Source organism: Aurantimonas sp. HBX-1, assembly GCF_021391535.1.
In the GTDB taxonomy this organism is placed as follows: domain Bacteria; phylum Pseudomonadota; class Alphaproteobacteria; order Rhizobiales; family Rhizobiaceae; genus Aurantimonas.
This window is the reverse complement of record NZ_CP090066.1, coordinates 1,002,347-1,023,097: the sequence shown is the minus strand read 5'-3', so window position 1 is coordinate 1,023,097 and position 20,751 is coordinate 1,002,347. Positions and strand designations below refer to the sequence as shown.

The following is a 20,751-nucleotide window of genomic DNA, read 5'->3' as shown; positions in this document are numbered from 1 at the left end:
CAAAGAAAAAGGGAGCCGTAGCCCCCTTTTCCAGCATGTCGTCGGGAGCGGTGCGGGTCAGTGCGGGGTGTTCGCCCAGACCCGGCGCTTCACCAGGAACATCATCACCGCGAAGATGACCAGGAAGATCATCACCACGAAGCCGGTTGCCTTGCGCTCGACGAGGTGCGGCTCGGCCGCCCACATCATGAAGGCTGCGACGTCGCGGGCATACTGGTCGACCGTCTGCGGCGCGCCGTCGGTGTATTCGATCTGATCGTCCGAGAGCGGTGGCGGCATGGCGAGCGCCGGCCCGGCAATGTAGTGCGGGTTGTAATACGTGCCCGGCTGGATCTCGATCCCTGCCGGCGCCTCGTCCTCATAGCCGGTCAGCAAGGCATGGATATAGTCGACGCCGGCTTCCTGGTACTGCGTGAAGATGTCGAAGACGAAGGTCGGGAAGCCCCGCTCGACGGCGCGCGCCTTGGCGAGCAGCGAGAAGTCCGGCGGCACGGCACCGTTATTGGCGGCGGCGGCCGCCTCGGGATTGGGGAATGGCGCCGGGAAGCGGTCAGATGGCGTGCCGGGACGCTCGAACATCTCGCCTGACGCATCCGGGCCGTCCTGCACCTGGTACTGGGCGGCGAAGGCCTGCACCTGCTCCTCGCTGTAGCCGAGGTCGGCCAGCGAGCGCATCGACACGAGGTTCATCGAGTGGCACACGGAGCAGGCCTCCGTGTAGACCTTCAGGCCGCGCTGCAGCTGGGCGAGGTCCCAATGGCCGAACGGGCCGGCAAAGGTCCAGTCGAGTTCCTCCGGGTGCTCCAGCGGGTAATGCGGCGTCTCGGCATGCCCCTCTTCGGCGACTTCGGCAGCGGGGTCTTCGGCCGTTGCCGCGGCTTCGGTCTCGGCCGCATCGTTCTCGACCGGGCCCTGGCCGTCTTGCGCGCCGGCGACCGCCACCGGGCCGAAGAGCAGGCCGGCGGCGAGAAGAACTGACAGGAGTCTTTTCATGGATATGTCTCTCTTCGAACCGTCAGGTCAGCCGTGGGTTTCCGGGGACGCGGCCGCACCGACCGGTGTCCCGCGCGCGCCGTTCTTGGCCAGCACCGCCTCGGTGATCGAGTTCGGAAGCTTCCTGGGCTTTTCCACCAGCCCGAGCACCGGCATGACGATCAGGAAATGGGCGAAGTAGTAGATCGTCCCGAACAGGGCCAGCATCGTGTAGAGACCTTCCGCCGGCTTGGCGCCGAGCCAGCCGAGGAACACGCAGTCTGCCGCGAAGATCCAGAAGAAGATCTTGTACATCGGCCGGAACACCGACGAGCGCACCCGCGACGTGTCGAGCCAGGGGACGAAGAACAGCACGATGATCGAGCCGAACATCACCAGCACGCCGCCGAGCTTGGAATCGATCGGTCCGATGTTGAAGGTGATGGCGCGCAGCATGGCGTAGAACGGCAGGAAGTACCACTCCGGCACGATGTGCGACGGCGTCTTCAGCGAGTTCGCCTCGATGTAGTTGTCGGGATGGCCGAGAAAGTTCGGCAGATAGAAAACGAAATACGCAAAGATCGCCAGGAAGACGACCATGGCGAAGCCGTCCTTGATCGTCGCGTGCGGTGTGAACGGCACGGTGTCCTTCGAGGACTTCACCTCGACGCCGGTCGGGTTGGTCTGGCCGGTGACGTGCAGCGCCCAGACGTGGAGGATCACCACGCCGGCGATCATGAACGGCAGCAGATAGTGCAGCGAGAAGAAGCGGTTGAGCGTGGCGTTGTCGACCGCGAAGCCGCCGAGCAGCAACTGCTGGATCGGCTCGCCGATCAGCGGGAAGGCGGTGAAGAAGCCGGTGATGACCGTCGCGCCCCAGAAGGACATCTGGCCCCAGGGCAGCACGTAGCCCATGAACGCCGTCGCCATCATCAGCAGGAAGATGATCACGCCAAGGATCCACAGCACCTCGCGCGGCGCCTTGTACGAACCGTAGTAAAGCCCGCGGAAGATGTGGAGATAGACGGCGATGAAGAAGAACGAGGCGCCGTTGGCGTGCATGTAGCGCAGCATCCAGCCCCAGTTCACGTCCCGCATGATCTTTTCGACCGACTCGAAGGCCAGGGCAGAGGAGGCCGCGTAGTGCATCGCCAGCACGACGCCGGTGAGGATCTGCAGCACCAGGAAGACCGCGAGGATCCCGCCGAACGTGTAGGCGTAGTTCAGGTTGCGCGGCACCGGATAGGCGACGAACGAGTCGTAGACCAGACGCGGCAGCGGCAGCCGCGCATCCATCCACTGCATGACCCCGTTGGATGGCACGTAGGAAGAATGACCACTCATGATGTGTACCCTCTAACCGATCAGCCGATGCGGACGGTGGTGTCGGACGTGAACGCGAAAGGCGGAATGGCCATGTTGGTAGGAGCGGGTCCCTGCCGGATGCGCCCGGCCGTATCGTATGCCGAGCCGTGACATGGGCAGAACCAGCCGTCGAAATCACCGGCTTGACCGAGCGGAATGCAGCCGAGATGGGTGCAGACGCCGATCATCACGAGCCACTGCTCTCGGCCTTCGGCCGAACGGTTCTCGTCCGTCGCCGGAGCCTCTTCCGGAATGTTGGCGTTACGCGCGATCGGGTCCTTGAGTTCGGCCAGTTCCACCGCGCGGGCTTCCACGATCTCCTCGGGTGTCCGCTGCCGGATGAAAACGGGCTTGCCACGCCACTTGACGGTGATCGACTGCCCGACGGCGACCTGGCTGACGTCGACATCGATGGAGGCCAGCGCGAGGGTCGCGGCGTCCGGGTTCATCTGGTCGATGAACGGCCAGAGGAACGAGGCGACACCGACGGCGCCGACGGCGCCGGTCGCGATGTAGAGAAAGTCCCGACGGGTCGGTTCGGCGGTGTCGTTGACGCTCACGGCGGCTGCCACTCCTTGACTGGTCTCGCGCGGATCGACCGCTTCTTGCCGATTCCGGCCGGGGCGGCAAGGGGCGACGCGGCGCGACGGCCGCAGCGCCCCGCAGGCGATGACGATTTCGCGCCGGTTCTATGCGGGATGCCGGGCCATTGTCCAGACTAGAAGGGCTTTAAGGTCGTTCTGTCGCGCGGCTTCGGAACGCCGCCGCAAAATTGCATCGGAGGAAGCGTCGGCGCCGGGCGCCCGGGCGTTTTTCCGCCCCGCGGCGGTCGTCGTGCCGATCGAGCGCGCGCAGCTGCGGCGCCTACTCGGCGGCCGCCGCCCCCTGCTCCGCCGCGGCGTCCGTATCGGCATAGAGGAAGCCGCCGGACTGGCGCGCCCAGAGGCTGGCATAGAGCCCGCCGGAGGCGACGAGCTGAGCGTGGGTGCCCTCCTCGACGATCCGGCCCCTGTCGAGGACGATCAGCCGGTCCATCGCCGCGATGGTCGACAGGCGGTGGGCGATGGCGATGACCGTCTTGCCCTGCATCATCTTGGAGAGGTTGTCCTGGATCGCCGCCTCCACCTCCGAGTCGAGGGCCGCCGTCGCCTCGTCGAGGACGAGGATCGGTGCATCCTTGAGCAGCACGCGGGCGATGGCGATGCGCTGGCGCTGGCCGCCGGAGAGCTTGATGCCGCGCTCGCCGACATGGGCGTCGTAGCCCTGTCGGCCCTTCGGGTCGCGCAGCGTCGGGATGAACTCCTCGGCGCTGGCGCGCTCGGCCGCCGAGAGGATGTCGCCGTCCTCGGAGCCCGGCCGGCCGTAGGCGATATTGTCGCGGATCGAGCGGTGCAGCAGCGAGGTATCCTGAGTGACGACGCCGATCGCCGCCCGCAGCGACGCCTGGGTGACCTTGGCGATGTCCTGACCGTCGATCAGGATCCGCCCGCCCTCGAGGTCGTAGAGCCGCAGGAGCAGGTTGACGAGCGTCGTCTTGCCGGCGCCGGAGCGCCCGACCAGCCCGACCTTCTCGCCCGGACGGATGGTCAGGGACAGGTTCTCGATGACGCCGGCGCCCTTGCCATAGTGGAAGGTCACGTCCTCGTAGCGGATCTCGCCGCGCCCGGTGACCAGCGGCTGCGCCTGCGGGTCGTCGACCAGCGTCGGCACGCGCGTCACCGTCGCGACGGCATCCTGGATGGTGCCGTAGTTGCGCACCAGGCCGTTGATGTTGAACATCATCCAGCCGGACATCTGGTTGAGCCGCAGCACCAGCCCCAGCGCCGTCGCGACGCCGCCGGTGGAGACGCTGCCGGCCTGCCAGCCGAGAAGCGCGACCGCGCCGACGCCGGTCATCATGAAGCCGTTGAGAACGGCGACGGCGGTACGGACCTCCGTCAGAGCGCGGGTCATGCGCCGCGAGGCGTCCACGAGGTTCTGGAAGCCTTCCTTGACGAAGCTGTCCTCGCGGCGATTGCTGTCGAACAGCTTCACCGACAGGATGTTGGTGAAGGCGTCGACGACGCGTCCCGACACGACCGACCGGGCTTCCGCGGCGGCGCGCCCGTTGAGGCGGATGCGCGGCAGGAGATTGCGCACGATCCAGACGTAGCCGAGCGACCAGACGCCCAGCACCACCGCCATGCGCCAGTCGATCGCGCCGAGAATCGTCACCGTCAGCAGGATGAATGTGACGAAGGACCAGAAGGTCTGCAGGACCGTGGTGATGAAGTCGCCAGTCGCCTGGCCGACCTGCTGCACCTTCTGGGCAAGCCGGCCGGCGAAGTCGTTCTGGAAGAAGGTGTAGGTCTGCTCCATCAGCCGCCGGTAGCTCTGCCAGCGGATGCGGTTGTAGAAGCTCGGCGAGACCACCTGCTCCTCCAGCACCGAGGCGAGGAACAGGATCAGCGCGCGGCCGACGAGGGTGATGAAGGCGAGCCCGGCGATCAGCCAGAAATGCTCGGCGAACAGCGTTTCCGGCTCAGCCTGCCCCAGCGCGTCGACCAGCCAGCCGACGCCGGTGAACATCACCGCCTCGATCCCGCCGGTCAGGCCGCCCGTGACGAGCAGCCCGAGCAGCGGCCATTTCGCCTGCTTGGCGAAATGCCAGATGAAGCGGTTCGTCTCGTCCGGCAGCGGATCGAGATGGCCCGTGCGGTTGAGGCGCGCGTCCTCGCTGTCCTCTCCCTCGTCTTCGAAAGGGTCGAGCAAGGTCTCGAAGCGCTGCAGGAGCCGGTCCATCATTCGGCAGCCCTCAGCGCCGCCTCGTCGACCTCCTCGACCGGCTCGACCGGCAGGAAGCCGCCGGACTGCCGCGCCCAGAGCTGGGCGTAGAGGCCGCCGGCGCCGATCAGATCGGCGTGGCTGCCCTCCTCGACGATGCGGCCCTTGTCGAGGACGATCAGCCGGTCGAGCGCCGCGATGGTCGACAGGCGGTGGGCGACGGCGATGACGGTCTTGCCCTCCATCAGGCGGTAGAGATTGGCGGCGATGGCAGCCTCGACCTCGGAGTCGAGCGCCGACGTCGCCTCGTCGAGCAGCAGGATCGGCGCGTCCTTCAGCATGACGCGGGCGATCGCGACGCGCTGGCGCTGACCGCCGGAGAGCTTGACGCCCCGCTCGCCGACTTCGGCGTCAAGCCCCTGCCGCCCGTCCTTGTCCCGCAGTTCCTCGATGAAGTCGGCCGCTTCCGCCCGCTCGACGGCGCGGCGCAGATCCGCCTCGCTGGCATCCGGCCGGCCATAGAGGATGTTGTCCCGGATCGAGCGGTGCAGCAGCGAGGTATCCTGCGTCACCATGCCGATCTGCGCGCGCAGGGTCTCCTGCTGGACCGCGGCGATATCCTGGCCGTCGATCAGGATGCGGCCGGATTCGACGTCGTGGAAGCGCAGCAGCAGGTTGAGGATCGTCGACTTGCCGGCGCCGGAGCGGCCGACCAGGCCGACCTTCTCGCCCGGTCGGATGACGAGGTTGAAGTCGCGCAGCACGCCGCCGCCCTTGCCGTAGTGGAAGGAGACGTTGTCGAAGGCGATCTCGCCGCGCGTCACCGTCAGCGGCTTCGCCCCCGGACGGTCGGTGATCGTGTGTGGCGAGGCGAAGGTCGCCATGCCGTCGCGGATCGTGCCGATGTTCTCGAACAGCGCCGCGACCTCCCACATGATCCACTGCGACATGCCGTTGATGCGCAGGACGAGGCCGATCGCCGCGGCGATCGCCCCGACGCTCACCAGATCGTCCAGCCATAGCCAGATCGACAGCGCGCCGACGGAGGCCAGGAGCGCCGAGTTCAGCACGTAGAGCGAGACGTAGAACAGGTTCACCAGCCGCATCTGGCCGTAGACGGTGCCGAGGAAGCCGCGCATCGACCGGCGCGCGAAATCGGCCTCCCGACGCGTGTGGGCGAACAGCTTGACGGTGGCGATGTTGGCATAGGCGTCGACGACGCGGCCGGTCATCTCGGCCCGCGCATCGGCCTGCTTCTCGGAGATGCGGTCGAGGCGCGGGATGAATATCCACAGGACGATGCCGTAGAGCACCAGCCAGCCGACGAAGGGCAGCGCCAGCTTCCAGTCGGCCGCCGCCACCAGCACCACGATGCCGGTGAAATAGACCGCGACATAGAGGAAGACGTCGATCGACTTCATCAGCGTCTCGCGGATGGCGAGCGCCGTCTGCATCAGCTTGGTGGAGATCCGCCCGGCGAACTCGTCCTGGTAGAAGCCCATCGAATGGCCAAGCAGCCAGCGATGCACCATCCAGCGGAAGCGCATCGGGAAGTTGGCCGACAGCGCCTGGAAGGTGACGAGGCCCTCGAGGAAGATCAGCGCCGGCAGGGCGACGAGGATGACGAAGGCCATGCCGGCCAGCATCCAGCCGCGCTCGGCCAGGAACGTCTCGCGCGAGACCCCGGAGAACCAGTCGACGATCTGGCCGAGAAAGCCGAACAGCGACACCTCGATGATCGACACCATGGCGGTGAGCACGCCCATCGCCAGGAACAGCGGCCACACCGGCCTGGCGTAGAACCAGACGAAGCGCAGGATGCCACCGCCGGGGGGTGTCGCGACCCCGCGCTCGGGGAACGGCTCGACCATCCTTTCGAAGAAGGAGAACATGGACGTACTTCCAATCGATGTTCCGCAAGTCACCGGCAGGCGCCGGATCGCCAGGCGGAGGAGAGACGGCGCCGCTGTCGCCGCTGCGCCTTTTTGGGCAGGCGCGATGGCCGGGTTGCTACCGATGCTGTCGCCGCGTGGCGGGCGCGGCTCGAAGGATATAGGCAGGGTTCGCGAAGTTTCACGCCCTGCCGGGCACCGGCCCGGCCCTGGACCCGAACCACGATGACCAGCAATTCCGAAGACAGTGTGGCCGCGACGCAGGACATGGCGCAGCCGGACCTCTTGCCGCAGCCCTCGATCGCGCTGTTCCAGCCGGACATTGCCGGCAACACCGGGACGATCCTGCGGCTCGGCGCCTGTCTCGGTCTCCCTGTCGAGGTGATCGGCCCTGCCGGCTTCGATCTCTCCGACCGAGCCCTGCGGCGGGCCGGCATGGACTATCTCGAGATGTCGCGGCTGGTCCGCCACGTCGATCTCGCCGCCTTCCAGACGGCGCGGCAGAGCGCGGCGCGGCGGCTGGTGCTGCTGACGACGAAGGCCGAGACGAACTACACCAATTTCACCTTCTCGGCGCAGGACACGCTGCTGTTCGGCCGCGAGAGCGCCGGCGTGCCGGACAGCCTGCACGAGGCCGCCGACGCCCGCCTGACGATCCCGATGCAGCCGGGCGCCCGTTCCCTCAATCTCGCCGTCTCGGTGGCGATGGTGGCCGGCGAGGCGCTTCGGCAATTGCGGTGGGCGCCGGCCCGCTGACACGTATGGCTGACTCCGGCGGTTGGAAAGCGCCGTCCCCTTCCCATTTTCGGGACTTCCGCCCGCCGTCCGCCGCGCTTCGTCTCGCCTCGCGCGGCTTCACTTCGCCCGAATAACCCGGCAACCGATGGAGTTTACGCGCTGATGATGTGGGATTGGGTCTATCTGGCCGCCGGTGCCGTCCTGTTGTTCGGCGGCGGCGAATTCCTTGTCCGCGGCAGCGTTTCCATCGCCGATCGCTACGGCATCTCCAAGCTCGTCGTCGGCCTCGTCATCGTCGGCTTCGGCACCTCAGCGCCGGAACTCCTCGTCTCCGTCCAGGCGGCCCTGGCCGGGTCGCCGGACATTTCCGTCGGCAACGTCGTCGGATCGAACATCGCCAACGTGCTGCTGATCGTGGGCGTCGCGGCGCTGATCGCGCCGGTCGCCAACAGCGACCGGGCGATCCGGCGCGACCTGATCGTCATGGTACTGGCCTCTATCGGGGTCACCGCGATCTTCTTCACCGGCGAGATCAGCCGGCTGACCGGCGTCGCCATGCTGGCCGCCCTCGCGCTCTATCTCGGGGTCACCTACGCGCTGGAAGCCCGCCGGGTGAAGGCGGCCAACGGCGAGGCCGGCGCGATCGGGAAGAGCGAATACGAGGAAGAGCAGGCGCAGAAGCCGCTGCCGCTGCTGATGGCTGCCGCTGCGGCGGCCCTCGGCCTGATCCTCCTGGTGATCGGCGCCCGACTGATGGTCGACGGCGCGGTGGGTATCGCTCGCGGCTTCGGCATTTCCGAGGCGGTGATCGGCGTCACGGTCGTTGCCATCGGCACGTCGCTGCCGGAACTCGCCACGGCGATCATCGCGGCCTGGCGCCGCCACGCCGAGGTGGTCCTCGCCAACGTCGTCGGCTCGAACATCTTCAACCTGCTCTGCATCCTCGGCATCACCGCGGTCATCGCGCCGATCGGCGTGTCGCACCGCTTCGCCATCTTCGACGGCCCGCTGATGGCCGCCGTCGCGGTCGCGACGCTGGTCTTCCTGTTCGCCTTCCGCTCGATCGGGCGATGGACGGGTGCGCTGCTGCTGGCGCTTTATGCCGGCTATATCGGGATGCAGTCCGTCGCCTGACCGGCGGCGGGACCGGCTTCAGTCGGCGCTGGGCAGGCGGCGCATGGTGAACTCCACCTCGTCGCCCGGCAGCAGCCGCCAGCTCTCCACCGAGGTCCAGTAGGCGGCCTTGGGATAGCGTTCGAACCACTCGCGCGCCTTGCTGCGCGCGGCGTCGCGCGGCAGGGTGAAGGTCTCGCGCACGAAGCTGTCGCCGCTGCCGCCACCGGCGCGATCGCTGCGGCTGCGATGCAGCTGCCGTCTCAGACCGTCGAGCGGCGGACGCGAGAGCCGTGACATTTTCCGCAGCCTCCGTGGCTCCGATCGTTGCAACTTGTCCCCAAGATAGCGTCGCGCCGCGGGCTTTGCGAATCGTCACAGCGCCAGCGGCGCGGTGTGCACGGGCGGGGCCGGCATTGCGCGTTGGCCCGCCAGATGCGATTGCCGAAGGAAAATCGCGTCCAGCTTTCGCGAGGGGACGCCAGGAGCCGCTGCCGGGGAGCGCGCGGCCAACACGACGAGAGTGGCGCTGACATGGAACGGCCGGACCTGCCCGAGGGGCTTCCCGACGACATCGAGACCAAGAAGGCGACAGCCCAGGCCTGGTTCGAGACGCTGCGCGACCGGATCTGCGCCGCCTTCGAGGAAATCGAGGACCGCCACGGCGAAAGCACCGGGCTGGAAGCCGGGCGCTTCGAGCGGACGCCCTGGTCGCGCGAGGCCAATGGCGGTGGCGGCGTGATGTCGATGATGCACGGGCGGGTGTTCGAGAAGGTCGGCGTCCACACCTCGACGGTGCACGGCGAGTTCTCGCCCGAGTTCCGCAAGCAGATCCCGGGCGCCGACGAGGACCCGACCTTCTGGGCCTCCGGCATCTCGCTGATCGCGCATCTGCGCAACCCGCACGTTCCCGCGGTCCACATGAACACCCGCATGGTGGTCACCACCCGCCAGTGGTTCGGCGGCGGCGCCGACCTCACCCCGACGCTGGAGCGCCGGCGCAGCCAGGACGACCCCGACACGCGCGCCTTCCACAAGGCGCTGCAGTTCGTCTGCGACCGCCACGCCGGCGTCGCCGACTACGACAAGTACAAGGAATGGTGCGACGAGTACTTCTTCCTGCCGCACCGCGGCGAGGCGCGCGGTGTCGGCGGCATCTTCTACGACTGGCTGCATTCGCCGCAGGAAAAGGGCGGCTGGGACGCCGACTTCGCCTTCACCCGCGACGTCGGCAAGGCGTTCATCGTGGTCTATCCGCACATCGTCCGGCAGAATGTCGACACGCCCTTCACCGAGGAAGACCGCGAGGAGCAGCTGATCCGCCGCGGCCGCTACGTCGAGTACAACCTGCTCTACGACCGCGGCACGCTGTTCGGGCTGAAGACCGGGGGCAACGTCGCCTCGATCCTCTCCTCGATGCCGCCCGTCGTGAAATGGCCCTGAGCCGATCAATTCTTAGTCAGGACCTGCACATTTTTTCGCCAAAGATGAACCAGTTGAAGGTTTTCGCCGTTGATCCGGGGGTAGTGGGAGCTACTCAACGGGAGGATCGACCATGTACGAACTCGATTGTTCGGGTGTCATCCCTGGCTGCGAGCGCATCATAAGGGCCGAGAGCCAGGCGGAAGTGTTCCGCCGGGCCGTGGTCCAGGCGAAGCAGCTCGGAGTTGCACGGATCACGCCGAAAATGCTGGATACGATGCGGGAGAAGACGCAGGAACTGCCGAACTGAGGCAGGCCGCGGTGCATCGACAGGCGGGCTCTCGAGCCCGCCTTTTTTGTTGCCTGAAGCCGTCCGGACCGCCGCCCGCCTAGAGCTTCGCCAGCAGCGCCTGCCGGCCGAGGGTGAAGCCACTGTCGGCCCAGATCCGGCGCAGCCGGTCGAGCGTCCGGCCGAGTTCCGGCCCCGGCGCGATGCCGGCCTCCTGCAGGTCCGTGCCGTTCAGCGGAAAATCCGGCGGCGCGAAGCGGCTGGCGGCGTCGAGATGGCGGACCAGCGCGGCGATGCGCGGCAGGCTGTCCCCCGCGCCCCCTGCCTTCGCGCGCTCGCCGGCGAGCGCCAGCTTCAGCCGGTCAGCGATCGCCTGGCGGTCGCCGAAATACAGCCGGGTGCGCAGGGCGGAGTCGTCGGTCTCGGCTGTGACGGGCTCGGCATGGGCGAAGGCCAGCAGCCGGTCGCGCTCGCCGTTCGAGAGCCGCAGCCGGTCGGCGAGAGCCGCCAGGCGCTCGCCATCCGGCGGCACGATCGCTTCGAGCCGCAGCAGCGGATCGGCCGGCCACGAAAACGCCGCTTCCGCGTCGACCAGGCCGTGGATGGCGTCGATGCCCCAGCGCTCGCTTTCCGGCAGGATAAGCGTGAGCACGCCGGTCTGGCGCATCCACAGCAGCGCCCGCGACGGGTCGGGGGCGGCGAGCAGCCGTTTCAGCTCCTTCCAGACGCGCTCCGGCGACAGCCCGTCGAGCCCCTCCTTCAGCCGGGTGGCCGCCCTGATGCCGGCGGCGTCCGGCCGGCCGTCGCCGTACCAGGCGAAGAAGCGGAAGAAGCGAAGGATGCGCAGATAATCCTCGCGGATGCGCGCCTCGGCGTCGCCGATGAAGCGCAGCGTCTTCGTCTCGATGTCGGCGAGCCCGCCGACGAGGTCGACCACCGTGCCGTCCGCTTCGCAGTAGAGCGCGTTGATCGTGAAGTCGCGGCGCTCGGCGTCGGCCTGCCAGTCGCGGCCGAAGCTGACCACGGCGCGCCGTCCGTCGGTCTCGATGTCGCGGCGCAGCGTGGTGACCTCGAAGACCCCTTCGGGCGTCACCGCCGTGACCGTGCCGTGCTCGATCCCGGTCGGGATTGCGCGGAACCCGGCGGCCTCGATGCGGCTGGTGGTCTCGGACGGCGGTGTCGTTGTCGCCACGTCGACGTCGGTGACCGGATGGCCCATGAAGGTGTTGCGTACCGCGCCGCCGACGACGCGGGCCGCCTCGCCCTCCGCCGACAGCGCCGCCAGCAGGGCCTGCAGCGACGGCGTGCGGAGCCAGGGTGCGTCGTCGATGCGGCGGGTGGTCATGCGTAGAGCCTTTCGTAGAGCGTCCGGATGATGCCGGCGGTGACGCCCCAGATGAAGCGTTCGCCGAAGGGCATCACATAGTAGTGGCGGGTCCGCCCCTGCCAGACCCGGCTCTCCTGGCGATGGTTGGCCTCGTTCATCAGGAAGCCCAGCGGCACCTCGAAGACGTCCTCGACCTCGAGCGGGTTGGCGGTGAGCGCAAAGCCCGGCCGCACCACGCCGACGACCGGGGTGATGCGGAAGCCGGTGGTGGTGCGGTAGAGCGGCAGCCGGCCGATCGGCTCGACATGGTCCGGGTCGAGCGCGATCTCCTCGCGGCTCTCGCGCATCGCCGCGGCTTCCGGCGAGGCGTCACCCGGATCGACCGAGCCGCCCGGAAAGGCGATCTGGCCGGAATGCTTGCGCAGATGCGAGGCGCGGGTGGTCAGGATCACCGTCGCGCCCTCGCGGCGGTCGACGACGGGGACGAGCACCGCCGCCTCGCGCGCCGATTCGCGTTCCATCAGCTGGACGAGGTCGGGATTGAGCAGATGGTCGCCATAGTGGCGCTCGGGCGGCCACGCCGGGCCGGCGGCTTGCATGCGCGTGCGCAGGTCGGCGGCGGTGAAGCCGGCATAGTCGTCCGGACGTGCGGTCACGCCGTGGCCCCGGCCGGGCCGATCGCAAAACGGGCACCGCCGGAGCGCACGAACGGCCCGTCGCCGTCGTCCTCGACGAAATCGGCGAGATCGTAGGCGAGCGCCCGCGTCAGCCGCGCCTCGAGCCGGCCGCGGACGGTGACATAGGGGCGGAAGGCGCCGTCCTCTCCATCATTCGCAAAGCGCAGCGGCAGGTCGGGGCCGCAGACGACGACGTCGCCGACATTCGTCCGGAACGTCAGCACGGGCTCCCCGGCGCTTATGTCGCGGCTCATCTCCACGGCCTGGAAGGGCGCGTCCTCGACGGTGATGCCGAGCTTCTCGACCGGGGTGACCAGGTAGGTGCGGCCGTCCGCGTCCTTGCGCAGCACCGTGGAGAACAGGCGGACCAGGCGCTCCCGCCCGATCGGCGAGCCGCCATAGGTCCAGGTGCCGTCGGCGCGAATCACCATGTCGATGTCGCCGCAGAAGGGCGGGTCCCACTGCTCGACGGGCGGGGCCCCCTTGCCGGCGCGCTCGGCCCGCGAGACCAGTGCCGCCAGGCTCGGAGCGTCGTCGCTAGGTGCTTGATTTTCCATGCTGCCCTTGTGCTGCGGCGCGGTGCGCCCGGCCCGGCCGGTCTTATTTTGGCCCGCCTTCGCAGTCACGAAATAGTTGCCCTTCCCTTGCTTGCCAGGAGCGGTCACGACGGATTTCATGGTGCGGCAGGCGGCGAGCGCCCGTGCCCGCACCGTGGCGCCGCAGGCCGCTTTCTCGACGGAGATATCACGATGACGATTCTCGCGCCCCACGAGACGACCCTCGACGAAGGCGCGGTGGTCCGCCTGGCAGAGACCGCGCTGGCCGACATCGCAGCGATCCGCGAGTCCGTCGGCCGGGTGATCTTCGGCCAGGAGGCCGTCGTCGAACAGGCGCTGGTGGCGATCCTCGCCGGCGGCCACGCGTTGCTGGTCGGCGTCCCGGGCCTCGCCAAGACCAAGCTGGTCGACACGCTGGGCGTCGCGCTCGGCCTCGACGCGCGCCGCATCCAGTTCACGCCGGACCTAATGCCGTCCGACATCATCGGCACCGAGGTGATGGACCAGGACGAGAACGGCCGACGCTCGTTCCGATACGTCAAGGGTCCGGTCTTCGCGCAGCTGCTGATGGCCGACGAGATCAACCGCGCCTCGCCGCGGACCCAGTCGGCGCTGCTGCAGTCGATGCAGGAGTATCACGTCACCGTCGCCGGCGAGCGCCACGACCTGCCGGCGCCGTTCCATGTGCTGGCGACCCAGAACCCGCTGGAGCAGGAAGGCACCTATCCGCTGCCCGAGGCGCAGCTCGACCGCTTCCTGATGCAGGTCGACGTCGCCTATCCGGATCTAGCGGCCGAACGCCGCATCCTCCTGGAGACGACAAGCGGCCACGACCAGTCGGCCGTCCCGGTGGTCACGGCCGAGCGGCTGCGCGAGATCCAGGCGCTGATCCGGCGCATGCCGGTCGCCGAAAGCGTCGTCGAGGCGATCCTCTCCCTCGTCCGCTCGGCCCGGCCGGGCAACGGCCACAAGGAAGCCGACGCCCACATCGCCTGGGGTCCCGGCCCGCGCGCCTCTCAGTCGCTGATGACCTGCGTGCGGGCCCGCGCGCTCTACGATGGCCGGCTCGCCCCTTCCGTCGACGACGTGATGGCGCTCGCCGAGCCGATCCTGCAGCACCGCATGGCGCTGAACTTCGCCGCCCGCGCCGAGGGCATGAGCGTGCGCGACGTGATCGCCACGCTCAAGCGCGACGCGGCGTAGGAACGCCCATGCCGATCGGTTCGAGCGTCGAACTTACCGCCGCGCCGGACGCCCTGGTCAGGGCCCGGCAGCGCGCCGTGCTGATGCCCGACCTGCTGGTCGAGGCGCGGCGCGTCGTGGCGACGGTGATCGCCGGCTGGCACGGCAGGCGGCGGCGCGGCGTCGGCGAGAATTTCTGGCAGTTCCGGCCCTTCGTCGAGGGCGAGGCGGTGTCGCGCATCGACTGGCGGCGCTCGGCCCGCGACGACCATGTCTATCTGCGCGACCAGGAGTGGGAGGCGGCGCACACCGTCTGGGTCTGGGCCGATCCCTCCCCGTCGATGCAGTACCAGTCGAAGACCGCGCCGGTGTCGAAGGAATCGCGGGCGCTGGTGCTCGTCCTCGCCCTGGCGGAAATCCTGTCGCGATCGGGCGAGCGCATCGGCTATCCGGGCGTCGTCGATCCGATTTCGTCGCGCAACGCCGCCGAGCGGATCGCCGCGACGCTGCTCGGCAGCCGCCCCGACCACCCGTTTCCGCCGGACGACCGGCTGAAACGCTTCTCGGAGATGGTGATCGTCAGCGACCTGCTCGACCCGGTCGACGAGATCGTGGCGCGGATCGACCGGATTGCGCGGCGCGGCATTCGCGGCCACGTGGTCATGGTCTCCGACCCGGCCGAGGAAGCCTTCCCCTATGCCGGCCGCACCGAATTCCGTGACCCGGAGACCGGCGCCAAGCTGACCGCCGGCCGTGCCGAGACGCTGCGCACGGACTACGTGACGCTCTACAATGCCCGGCGCGACCATATCGCCGAGCATTGCCGCCGCCTCGGCTGGAGCTTCATCCCGCACCGCACCGACCGGCCGGCCTCGGAGGCACTGGTCGCCATCCATGCACGCCTCAGCGGCGCGCCGCAGTCCACGGGCCGTCGCTCGTGATCGGCGGACTGGCCCTGTCCTTCGGCGCACCGCTGGTACTCGCAGGGCTTCTCGCCCTGCCGGTGATCTGGTGGCTGCTGAAGCTGACGCCGCCGCGGCCGCAGACCGAGACCTTCCCGCCGCTGCGCATCCTGCAGCGCGTCCTGAAGAGCGAGGAGACGCCGTCCAAGAGCCCGTGGTGGCTCACCTTGCTGCGGCTGCTGCTGGCGGCGCTGATCATCCTGGCGCTGGCGGCGCCGACACTGAACCCGCGCGAGGGTCTCCTCTCCGGATCCGGGCCGCTGGCGCTGCTGGTCGACAATGGCTGGGCGAGCGGCGGCGACTGGGACTCGCGTCGCGACGCCGCCGAGGAGTTGATCCGGCGGGCCGGCGACGAGGGCCGGCCGGTCGCCCTCGCCTTCACCGCCGAGGCGGCGGACGACGATGCGACTCCCGGTGATGCCGCCACCGCGCTGGAGCGGCTTGCCGCCGCGGCGCCGCGGCCGATCCCGACCGACCGCGCCGCCGCCGCCGAGCGGCTGGCGACGGCGCTGGCGGGCGATACGCCCGGCTCGCTGGTGTTCCTCGCCGACGGGCTGGACAGCGACGGTACCGAGGCCGCCGCGCGCAGCCTGGCGGCGCTGGCGCCCGGCGAGGCCATCGTCTACGCGCCGGATGTCGACGGGCTGGTCGGGCTCACCGGCGCCGACAATTCCACCGAGGCGCTGGTCGTGCAGGCGGTCCGCCCCGAGGGCGCGCTGGCCGCCGACCTGACGCTGCGGGCGCTGGATTCCCAGAGCCGGGAGGTCGGCCGCGCGCCGCTTTCCTTCGACGAGGGCGCGGCGACGGCGGAAGCCCGCTTCGCGATCCCGGTGGAACTGCGCAACGACATCGCCCGCATCGAGATCGAGGGCGCGTCGCAGGCCGGCGCCGTCCGGCTGGTCGACGACAGCTTCCGCCGCCGCCGGGTCGGGCTGGTGTCGGGCGAATCCGCCGACGTGGCGCAGCCGCTTTTGTCGCCGCTCTACTACATCAGCCGCGCGCTGGAGCCGTTCGCCGACATCGTGCGGGCCGAGAGCGCCGATCTCGCCGAAGCCATCCCGGCGCTCGTCGAGCGCCGCCCCTCAGTGATCGTGCTGGCCGACATCGGCGTGATGCCGGAGCGGGCGGAGACGGCGCTGCAGGGCTTCGTCGAGGCCGGCGGCTATCTGGTCCGCTTCGCCGGACCGCGCCTTGCCGCCACCACCGGCGAAGACCCGCTGGTGCCGGTGCGCCTACGCAGCGGCGAGCGCCAGCTGGGTGGCGCCATGTCCTGGTCGGAGCCGCAGACGATCGCGCCGATGGGGGCCGAGACGCCGTTTGCCGGGATCGAGGTGCCGGCGGACGTCACCGTGGCGCGCCAGCTGCTGGCCGAGCCGTCGGTGGACCTTCCGGAGCGGACCTGGGCCAGCCTCTCGGACGGAACCCCGCTGGTCACCGCGGCCGGCGTCGGCGCCGGCACGATCGTGCTGTTCCACGTCACCGCCGAGGCCACCTGGTCGAACCTGCCCATCTCCGGCGCTTTCGTCGACATGCTGCGGCGCATCGTGACGCTGTCGCGCGCCAGCGGCGGCACCACCGAGGGGCAGACGGCCGCCGACAGCCTGCCCCCCTATCGCGTGCTCGACGGCCAGGGCAGGCTCACCGGCCCCGGCGCCGAGGTGCAGCCGCTGGAGCCCGTCGCCGAGGGCGCGCAGCCGGTGACCCGCCAGAACCCGCCGGGGCTCTACGGCAACGAGGAAGGCTACATGGCGCTGAATCTCCTGACGGCGGGCGCCGAATTGCGACGGCTGCCGGCCCTCGACCTCGGCACTCCGGTCGAGGCCCGCGGCTATGGCGGCGAGAGCACGCTGAACCTCGCCCCCTGGCTGTTCGCCGCCGCGCTGGTGCTGTTCGCGCTCGACGCGCTGGCGCTGCTGTGGCTGAACGGCGCCTTCTCGCGCATCGGCGCAACGCTGTCGCGCCGCCGGGCCACCGCCCTGCCGGCGATCGCCATGCTGGCGACCGCCGGGCTGCTGCTGGCGGCGGTCCCGCAGGCGCAGGCGCAGGACGCGCCGGCGCCGGCGAACCCGCCGGAGGCCGAGATGCCGGTCGACGTCGAACGCGCCATCAAGGCGACGGAATCGACGCATTTCGCCTATGTCGAGACCGGCCTCCCCGCCGTCGACGACGTCTCGCGCGCAGGCCTCGCCGGCCTCAGCCAGTATGTCGCGGCGAAGACCGCGCTGGAGCCGGGCGAGCCGATGGCGGTCGACATCGCCACCGACGAGCTAGCCTACTTCCCGCTGATCTACTGGCCGATCGATCCGGCCGCGCCGATGCCGAGCGAAGCCGCGATCAGCCGCATCGACGCCTACATGAAGGAAGGCGGGACGGTGCTGTTCGACGTTGCCGACGAAACGCTGACGGGTCTGTCCGGCACCGAAGTTTCTGCCGGGCAGCGCCGGCTGCGCGACATTCTCGCCGATCTCGACATCCCGCCGCTGGAGCCGGTGCCGAGCGACCACGTGCTGACCAAGGCGTTCTACATTCTCGACGATTTCCCCGGCCGCCACAGCGGCTCGGACCTCTGGGTGGAATCGCTGGTGCAGGACGCGGACGGCACCGCCCGCCCGGCGCGGGGCGGTGACGGCGTCTCGTCGATCATGATCACCTCGAACGACTTCGCCAGCGCCTGGGCAGTCGACGACCAGGGCCTGTTCCTGTTCCCGACCGACTCCGCCGATCCGGCGCAGCGCGAATTCGCCTACCGGGCGGGCGTCAACATCGTGATGTACGTGCTGACCGGCAACTACAAGGCGGACCAGGTGCACGTGCCGGCGCTGCTCGAAAGGCTCGGCCAGTGACCTGGTCGGTGGAATTTTCCCCGCTGTTCTCCTGGACGGTGATCGCCATCCTCGCGGTGCCGGCGGTGATCCTGGCGCTGGCGCTGCTGGCGGCACGGATGCGCGGCGCCCTCATCCGCGTCGTCGCCATCGCCGCCATCCTGCTGGCGCTGGTCAATCCGGTGGTGCTGGAAGAGGAACGCGACCCGCTGAAGAGCGTCGTGGCCCTCGTCGTCGACCGCAGCCAGAGCCAGACCATCGAGGAACGGACGGCGCAGGCCGATGCCGCAGAGGCGGCGCTGAAGGAGAGCCTGGCGCGCTTCCCGGAATTCGAGGTCCGCACGGTCGAGGCGCGATCCGGCGCGACGCCCGGCGACGACGCGACGACGGCGCTGTTCGGGGCGCTGTCCGGCGCCCTCAAGGACGTCTCGCCCGCCCGTGTCGCCGGCGCGGTGATGATCACCGACGGCCAGATCCACGACATCCCGGCCGAGGCCCAGGCGCTCGGCTTCGACGCGCCGGTGCACGGGCTGATCACCGGCCGCGCGGACGAGTTCGACCGGCGCATCGAGATCACCACCAGCCCGCGCTTCGGCCTCGTCGACGAGGACCAGACGCTGCGCTACCGGGTCGTCGAGGAAGGCCCGCAGGCCTCCGACACGCCGGTCGAGGTGCAGGTCTTCGTCAATGGCGACCTGGTCTCCCGCGAGCAGGCGCGGCCGGGCAGCGAGGGCGCCCTCACCTTCCAGCTGCCGCGCGCCGGCAAGAACATCCTGGAGCTGTCCGTCGCGCGCGACCCCGAGGAGATCACTCCGGTCAACAACCGGGCGATCGCCGTCGTCGACGGCATCCGCGAGAACCTGCGCGTGCTGCTGGTCTCGGGCGAGCCGCATGCCGGCGAACGGACCTGGCGCAACCTCCTGAAATCCGACGCGGCGGTCGACCTCGTCCACTTCACCATCCTGCGCCCACCCGAGAAGCAGGACGGCACGCCGATCGACGAACTGTCGCTGATCGCCTTCCCGACCCGCGAGCTGTTCGTGGAGAAGATCGACGATTTCGACCTCATCATCTTCGACCGCTATCAGGAGCGCGGCGTGCTGCCGTCGCTGTATTTCGACTACATCGCCCAATATGTGGAAAACGGCGGTGCCATGCTGATCGCCGCAGGTCCCGAATATGCCGGCGACGAGAGCGTCGCGATGACGCCGCTGCAGTCGATCCTGCCGGCGCTGCCGACCGGCGGCATCGACCAGCAGGCGTTCCACCCCGAACTGTCGGAGCTGGGCCGCAAGCATCCGGTCACCCGCGACCTGCCTGGCGCAGCCAGCGAGCCGCCGGACTGGAGCCCGTGGTTCCGCTCGATCGACGTCGAGGAGCCGCGCGGCGAGACCGTCATGGATGGGCCCGACGGCAAGCCGCTGCTGGTGCTCGACCGCGTCGGCGAAGGCCGGATCGCGCTGCTGTTGTCGGATCACGAATGGCTGTGGTCGCGCGGCTTCGAGGGCGGCGGCCCGCATGTCGCGCTGTTCCGCCGCCTCGCCCACTGGCTGATGAAGGAGCCCGAGCTGGAGGAGGAGGCGCTCGACGCCGAGGCCAGCGGCACCGACCTGGTGATCACCCGCCAGACCATCGGCGAGGATCCGGGTCCCTCCACCGTGCTGACGCCGTCCGGCGGAGCGGTGACCGTGCCGATGCTGGCGGCCGGCGACGGCCGCTGGGAAGGCCGGCTGGCGACCGAGGAACTCGGCCTGTTCCAGGCCGCGAACGGCGAGTTGCGGGCGCTGGCGAATGTCGGCCCGGTCAATCCGCGCGAGTATCGCGAGGCGATCTCCACCGAGGAGAAGCTGGCGCCGCTTGCCGAGGCCACCAGCGGCAGCGTCCGCCGGCTCGGAGAGGACGTGGCGGTGCCCCGCATCGTGCCGGTGAGCGGGCGCGCCGACGCCAATGGCCGCGACTGGATCGGACTGCGGACCACCGAGGAGACGGTGCTGCGCGGCGTCGAGCGCATCCCGCTCTTCGCCGGCTTCCTCGGCCTCGCCGTGCTGCTGCTGGCGCTGTCGGCCACCTGGTATCGCGAAGGGCGGTAGGAGACGCGGGTGATCGCGCCGCGCCGCCGGTTCAGTCGCGCCGCGGCCCGACCCGGCCGACGAGTTCCGCCAGCGCGCCCTCGGCCAGCGGCAGGCCGAGCAGCCGGGACAGGTCCACCGGCCCCGGCATGATCACCGATCCGCGCGGCAGCGGGCTGTAGCCGAGCGGGGCGTAATAGGGCGGGTCGCCGACCAGGATGATCGAGCGCTCGCCCGCCGCGCGCGCGGCTTCTGCGGCGATCCGCATCAGGGCCTTGCCGACGCCGCGGTTCTTGTAGTCCGGCCGCACGGCGAGCGGCCCCAGCATCAGCGACGGCGCCCTCCCGACAGCGATCGGGGTCAGCCGGACGGAACCGATGATCGCGCCGTCGTGCTCGGCGACGAAGGACAGAGCCTGGTCGTGCGGCGCCATCTCGCGGACCCGCTCGGCCGCACGCACGAAGCGCCCGGGGCCGAAGGCCTCGTCGGTGATCGCTCCGATGATCGGCGCGTGGTCGGGAAGTTCCGGCAGGAGCCGGACGGCGGCGAGATCGAACATGGGCGGAACCGGGTTGGCAGGCGTTTGCGGCGCCCGCGCCGG

The 20,751-nt window shown here is 69.6% G+C and carries 18 protein-coding genes; 8 read left to right on the top strand and 10 right to left on the bottom strand.

Annotated elements, in window-relative coordinates; translation table 11 throughout:
• Positions 1–57 precede the first annotated feature (57 nt).
• The 5 genes from LXB15_RS04745 to LXB15_RS04725 form a co-directional block, all read right to left on the bottom strand.
• Positions 58–993, bottom strand: a complete 936-nt coding sequence (locus LXB15_RS04745) for a cytochrome c1 (RefSeq protein ID WP_233951278.1) — start codon at positions 991–993, stop codon at positions 58–60.
• A 27-nt stretch (positions 994–1,020) separates the two neighbouring features.
• Positions 1,021–2,316, bottom strand: a complete 1,296-nt coding sequence (locus LXB15_RS04740; protein WP_233951276.1) for a cytochrome b N-terminal domain-containing protein — start codon at positions 2,314–2,316, stop codon at positions 1,021–1,023.
• A gap of 20 nt (positions 2,317–2,336) precedes the next feature.
• Positions 2,337–2,897 (bottom strand): ubiquinol-cytochrome c reductase iron-sulfur subunit, encoded by a 561-nt coding sequence (gene petA, locus LXB15_RS04735; RefSeq protein ID WP_233951274.1) that lies wholly within the window; start codon positions 2,895–2,897, stop codon positions 2,337–2,339.
• A 304-nt stretch (positions 2,898–3,201) separates the two neighbouring features.
• Positions 3,202–5,121, bottom strand: a complete 1,920-nt coding sequence (locus LXB15_RS04730; RefSeq protein WP_233951272.1) for an ABC transporter ATP-binding protein — start codon at positions 5,119–5,121, stop codon at positions 3,202–3,204.
• On the bottom strand, positions 5,118–6,992 hold the full coding sequence (locus tag LXB15_RS04725) for an ABC transporter ATP-binding protein (RefSeq protein ID WP_233951270.1): 1,875 nt from the start codon (positions 6,990–6,992) through the stop codon (positions 5,118–5,120). The genes LXB15_RS04730 and LXB15_RS04725 overlap by 4 nt, the downstream gene beginning before the upstream one ends.
• Positions 6,993–7,259: 267 nt before the next feature.
• Here LXB15_RS04725 and LXB15_RS04720 point away from each other — a divergent pair, with 267 nt between their 5' ends.
• Both LXB15_RS04720 and LXB15_RS04715 read left to right on the top strand, forming a co-directional pair.
• Positions 7,260–7,748: a tRNA (cytidine(34)-2'-O)-methyltransferase gene (locus LXB15_RS04720; RefSeq protein ID WP_233953051.1), complete on the top strand. Its 489-nt coding sequence runs from the start codon at positions 7,260–7,262 to the stop codon at positions 7,746–7,748.
• A gap of 144 nt (positions 7,749–7,892) precedes the next feature.
• Complete coding sequence (locus LXB15_RS04715) at positions 7,893–8,864, top strand: calcium/sodium antiporter (protein WP_233951268.1); 972 nt, start codon at positions 7,893–7,895, stop codon at positions 8,862–8,864.
• A gap of 18 nt (positions 8,865–8,882) precedes the next feature.
• On the opposite strand, the gene LXB15_RS04710 is transcribed toward LXB15_RS04715, so the two are convergent.
• Positions 8,883–9,143 (bottom strand): hypothetical protein, encoded by a 261-nt coding sequence (locus tag LXB15_RS04710; protein ID WP_233951266.1) that lies wholly within the window; start codon positions 9,141–9,143, stop codon positions 8,883–8,885.
• 234 nt (positions 9,144–9,377) lie between these two features.
• Here LXB15_RS04710 and hemF point away from each other — a divergent pair, with 234 nt between their 5' ends.
• Together hemF and LXB15_RS04700 are read left to right on the top strand one after the other, a co-directional pair.
• Positions 9,378–10,286 carry an oxygen-dependent coproporphyrinogen oxidase gene (gene hemF, locus LXB15_RS04705; RefSeq protein WP_233951264.1) on the top strand — a complete coding sequence of 303 codons (909 nt, stop codon included), beginning with the start codon at positions 9,378–9,380 and terminating at the stop codon, positions 10,284–10,286.
• 112 nt (positions 10,287–10,398) lie between these two features.
• Positions 10,399–10,575, top strand: a complete 177-nt coding sequence (locus LXB15_RS04700) for a DUF1059 domain-containing protein (protein ID WP_233951262.1) — start codon at positions 10,399–10,401, stop codon at positions 10,573–10,575.
• Positions 10,576–10,654: 79 nt separating this feature from the next.
• Here the strand turns inward: LXB15_RS04700 and LXB15_RS04695 are convergent, their stop codons facing one another.
• From LXB15_RS04695 to LXB15_RS04685, 3 genes are read right to left on the bottom strand one after another with little or no spacing between them, the layout of a single operon-like run.
• Positions 10,655–11,899 carry a CCA tRNA nucleotidyltransferase gene (locus LXB15_RS04695; RefSeq protein WP_233951260.1) on the bottom strand — a complete coding sequence of 415 codons (1,245 nt, stop codon included), beginning with the start codon at positions 11,897–11,899 and terminating at the stop codon, positions 10,655–10,657.
• The gene (locus LXB15_RS04690; RefSeq protein ID WP_233953050.1) at positions 11,896–12,480 is read right to left on the bottom strand and encodes a CoA pyrophosphatase; all 585 of its coding nucleotides are present in this window, start codon (positions 12,478–12,480) and stop codon (positions 11,896–11,898) included. The genes LXB15_RS04695 and LXB15_RS04690 overlap by 4 nt, the downstream gene beginning before the upstream one ends.
• Before the next feature lie 53 nt (positions 12,481–12,533).
• Positions 12,534–13,115, bottom strand: a complete 582-nt coding sequence (locus LXB15_RS04685) for a DUF1285 domain-containing protein (protein WP_233951258.1) — start codon at positions 13,113–13,115, stop codon at positions 12,534–12,536.
• A 192-nt stretch (positions 13,116–13,307) separates the two neighbouring features.
• On the opposite strand from LXB15_RS04685, the gene LXB15_RS04680 reads away from it, so the two are divergent.
• Genes LXB15_RS04680 through LXB15_RS04665 form a run of 4 tightly spaced genes read left to right on the top strand, consistent with a single transcriptional unit; the run spans position 13,308 to position 20,171 of the window.
• A complete protein-coding gene (locus LXB15_RS04680; RefSeq protein ID WP_233951256.1) occupies positions 13,308–14,318 on the top strand; it encodes a MoxR family ATPase in 1,011 nt (336 codons plus the stop codon).
• A gap of 8 nt (positions 14,319–14,326) precedes the next feature.
• The gene (locus LXB15_RS04675) at positions 14,327–15,238 is read left to right on the top strand and encodes a DUF58 domain-containing protein (protein WP_233951254.1); all 912 of its coding nucleotides are present in this window, start codon (positions 14,327–14,329) and stop codon (positions 15,236–15,238) included.
• Complete coding sequence (locus LXB15_RS04670; protein WP_233953049.1) at positions 15,238–18,102, top strand: DUF4159 domain-containing protein; 2,865 nt, start codon at positions 15,238–15,240, stop codon at positions 18,100–18,102. The genes LXB15_RS04675 and LXB15_RS04670 overlap by 1 nt, the downstream gene beginning before the upstream one ends.
• On the top strand, positions 18,099–20,171 hold the full coding sequence (locus tag LXB15_RS04665) for a hypothetical protein (protein ID WP_233951253.1): 2,073 nt from the start codon (positions 18,099–18,101) through the stop codon (positions 20,169–20,171). The genes LXB15_RS04670 and LXB15_RS04665 overlap by 4 nt, the downstream gene beginning before the upstream one ends.
• Positions 20,172–20,202: 31 nt before the next feature.
• On the opposite strand, the gene LXB15_RS04660 is transcribed toward LXB15_RS04665, so the two are convergent.
• A complete protein-coding gene (locus tag LXB15_RS04660; RefSeq protein WP_233951251.1) occupies positions 20,203–20,709 on the bottom strand; it encodes a GNAT family N-acetyltransferase in 507 nt (168 codons plus the stop codon).
• Positions 20,710–20,751: the final 42 nt, after the last annotated feature.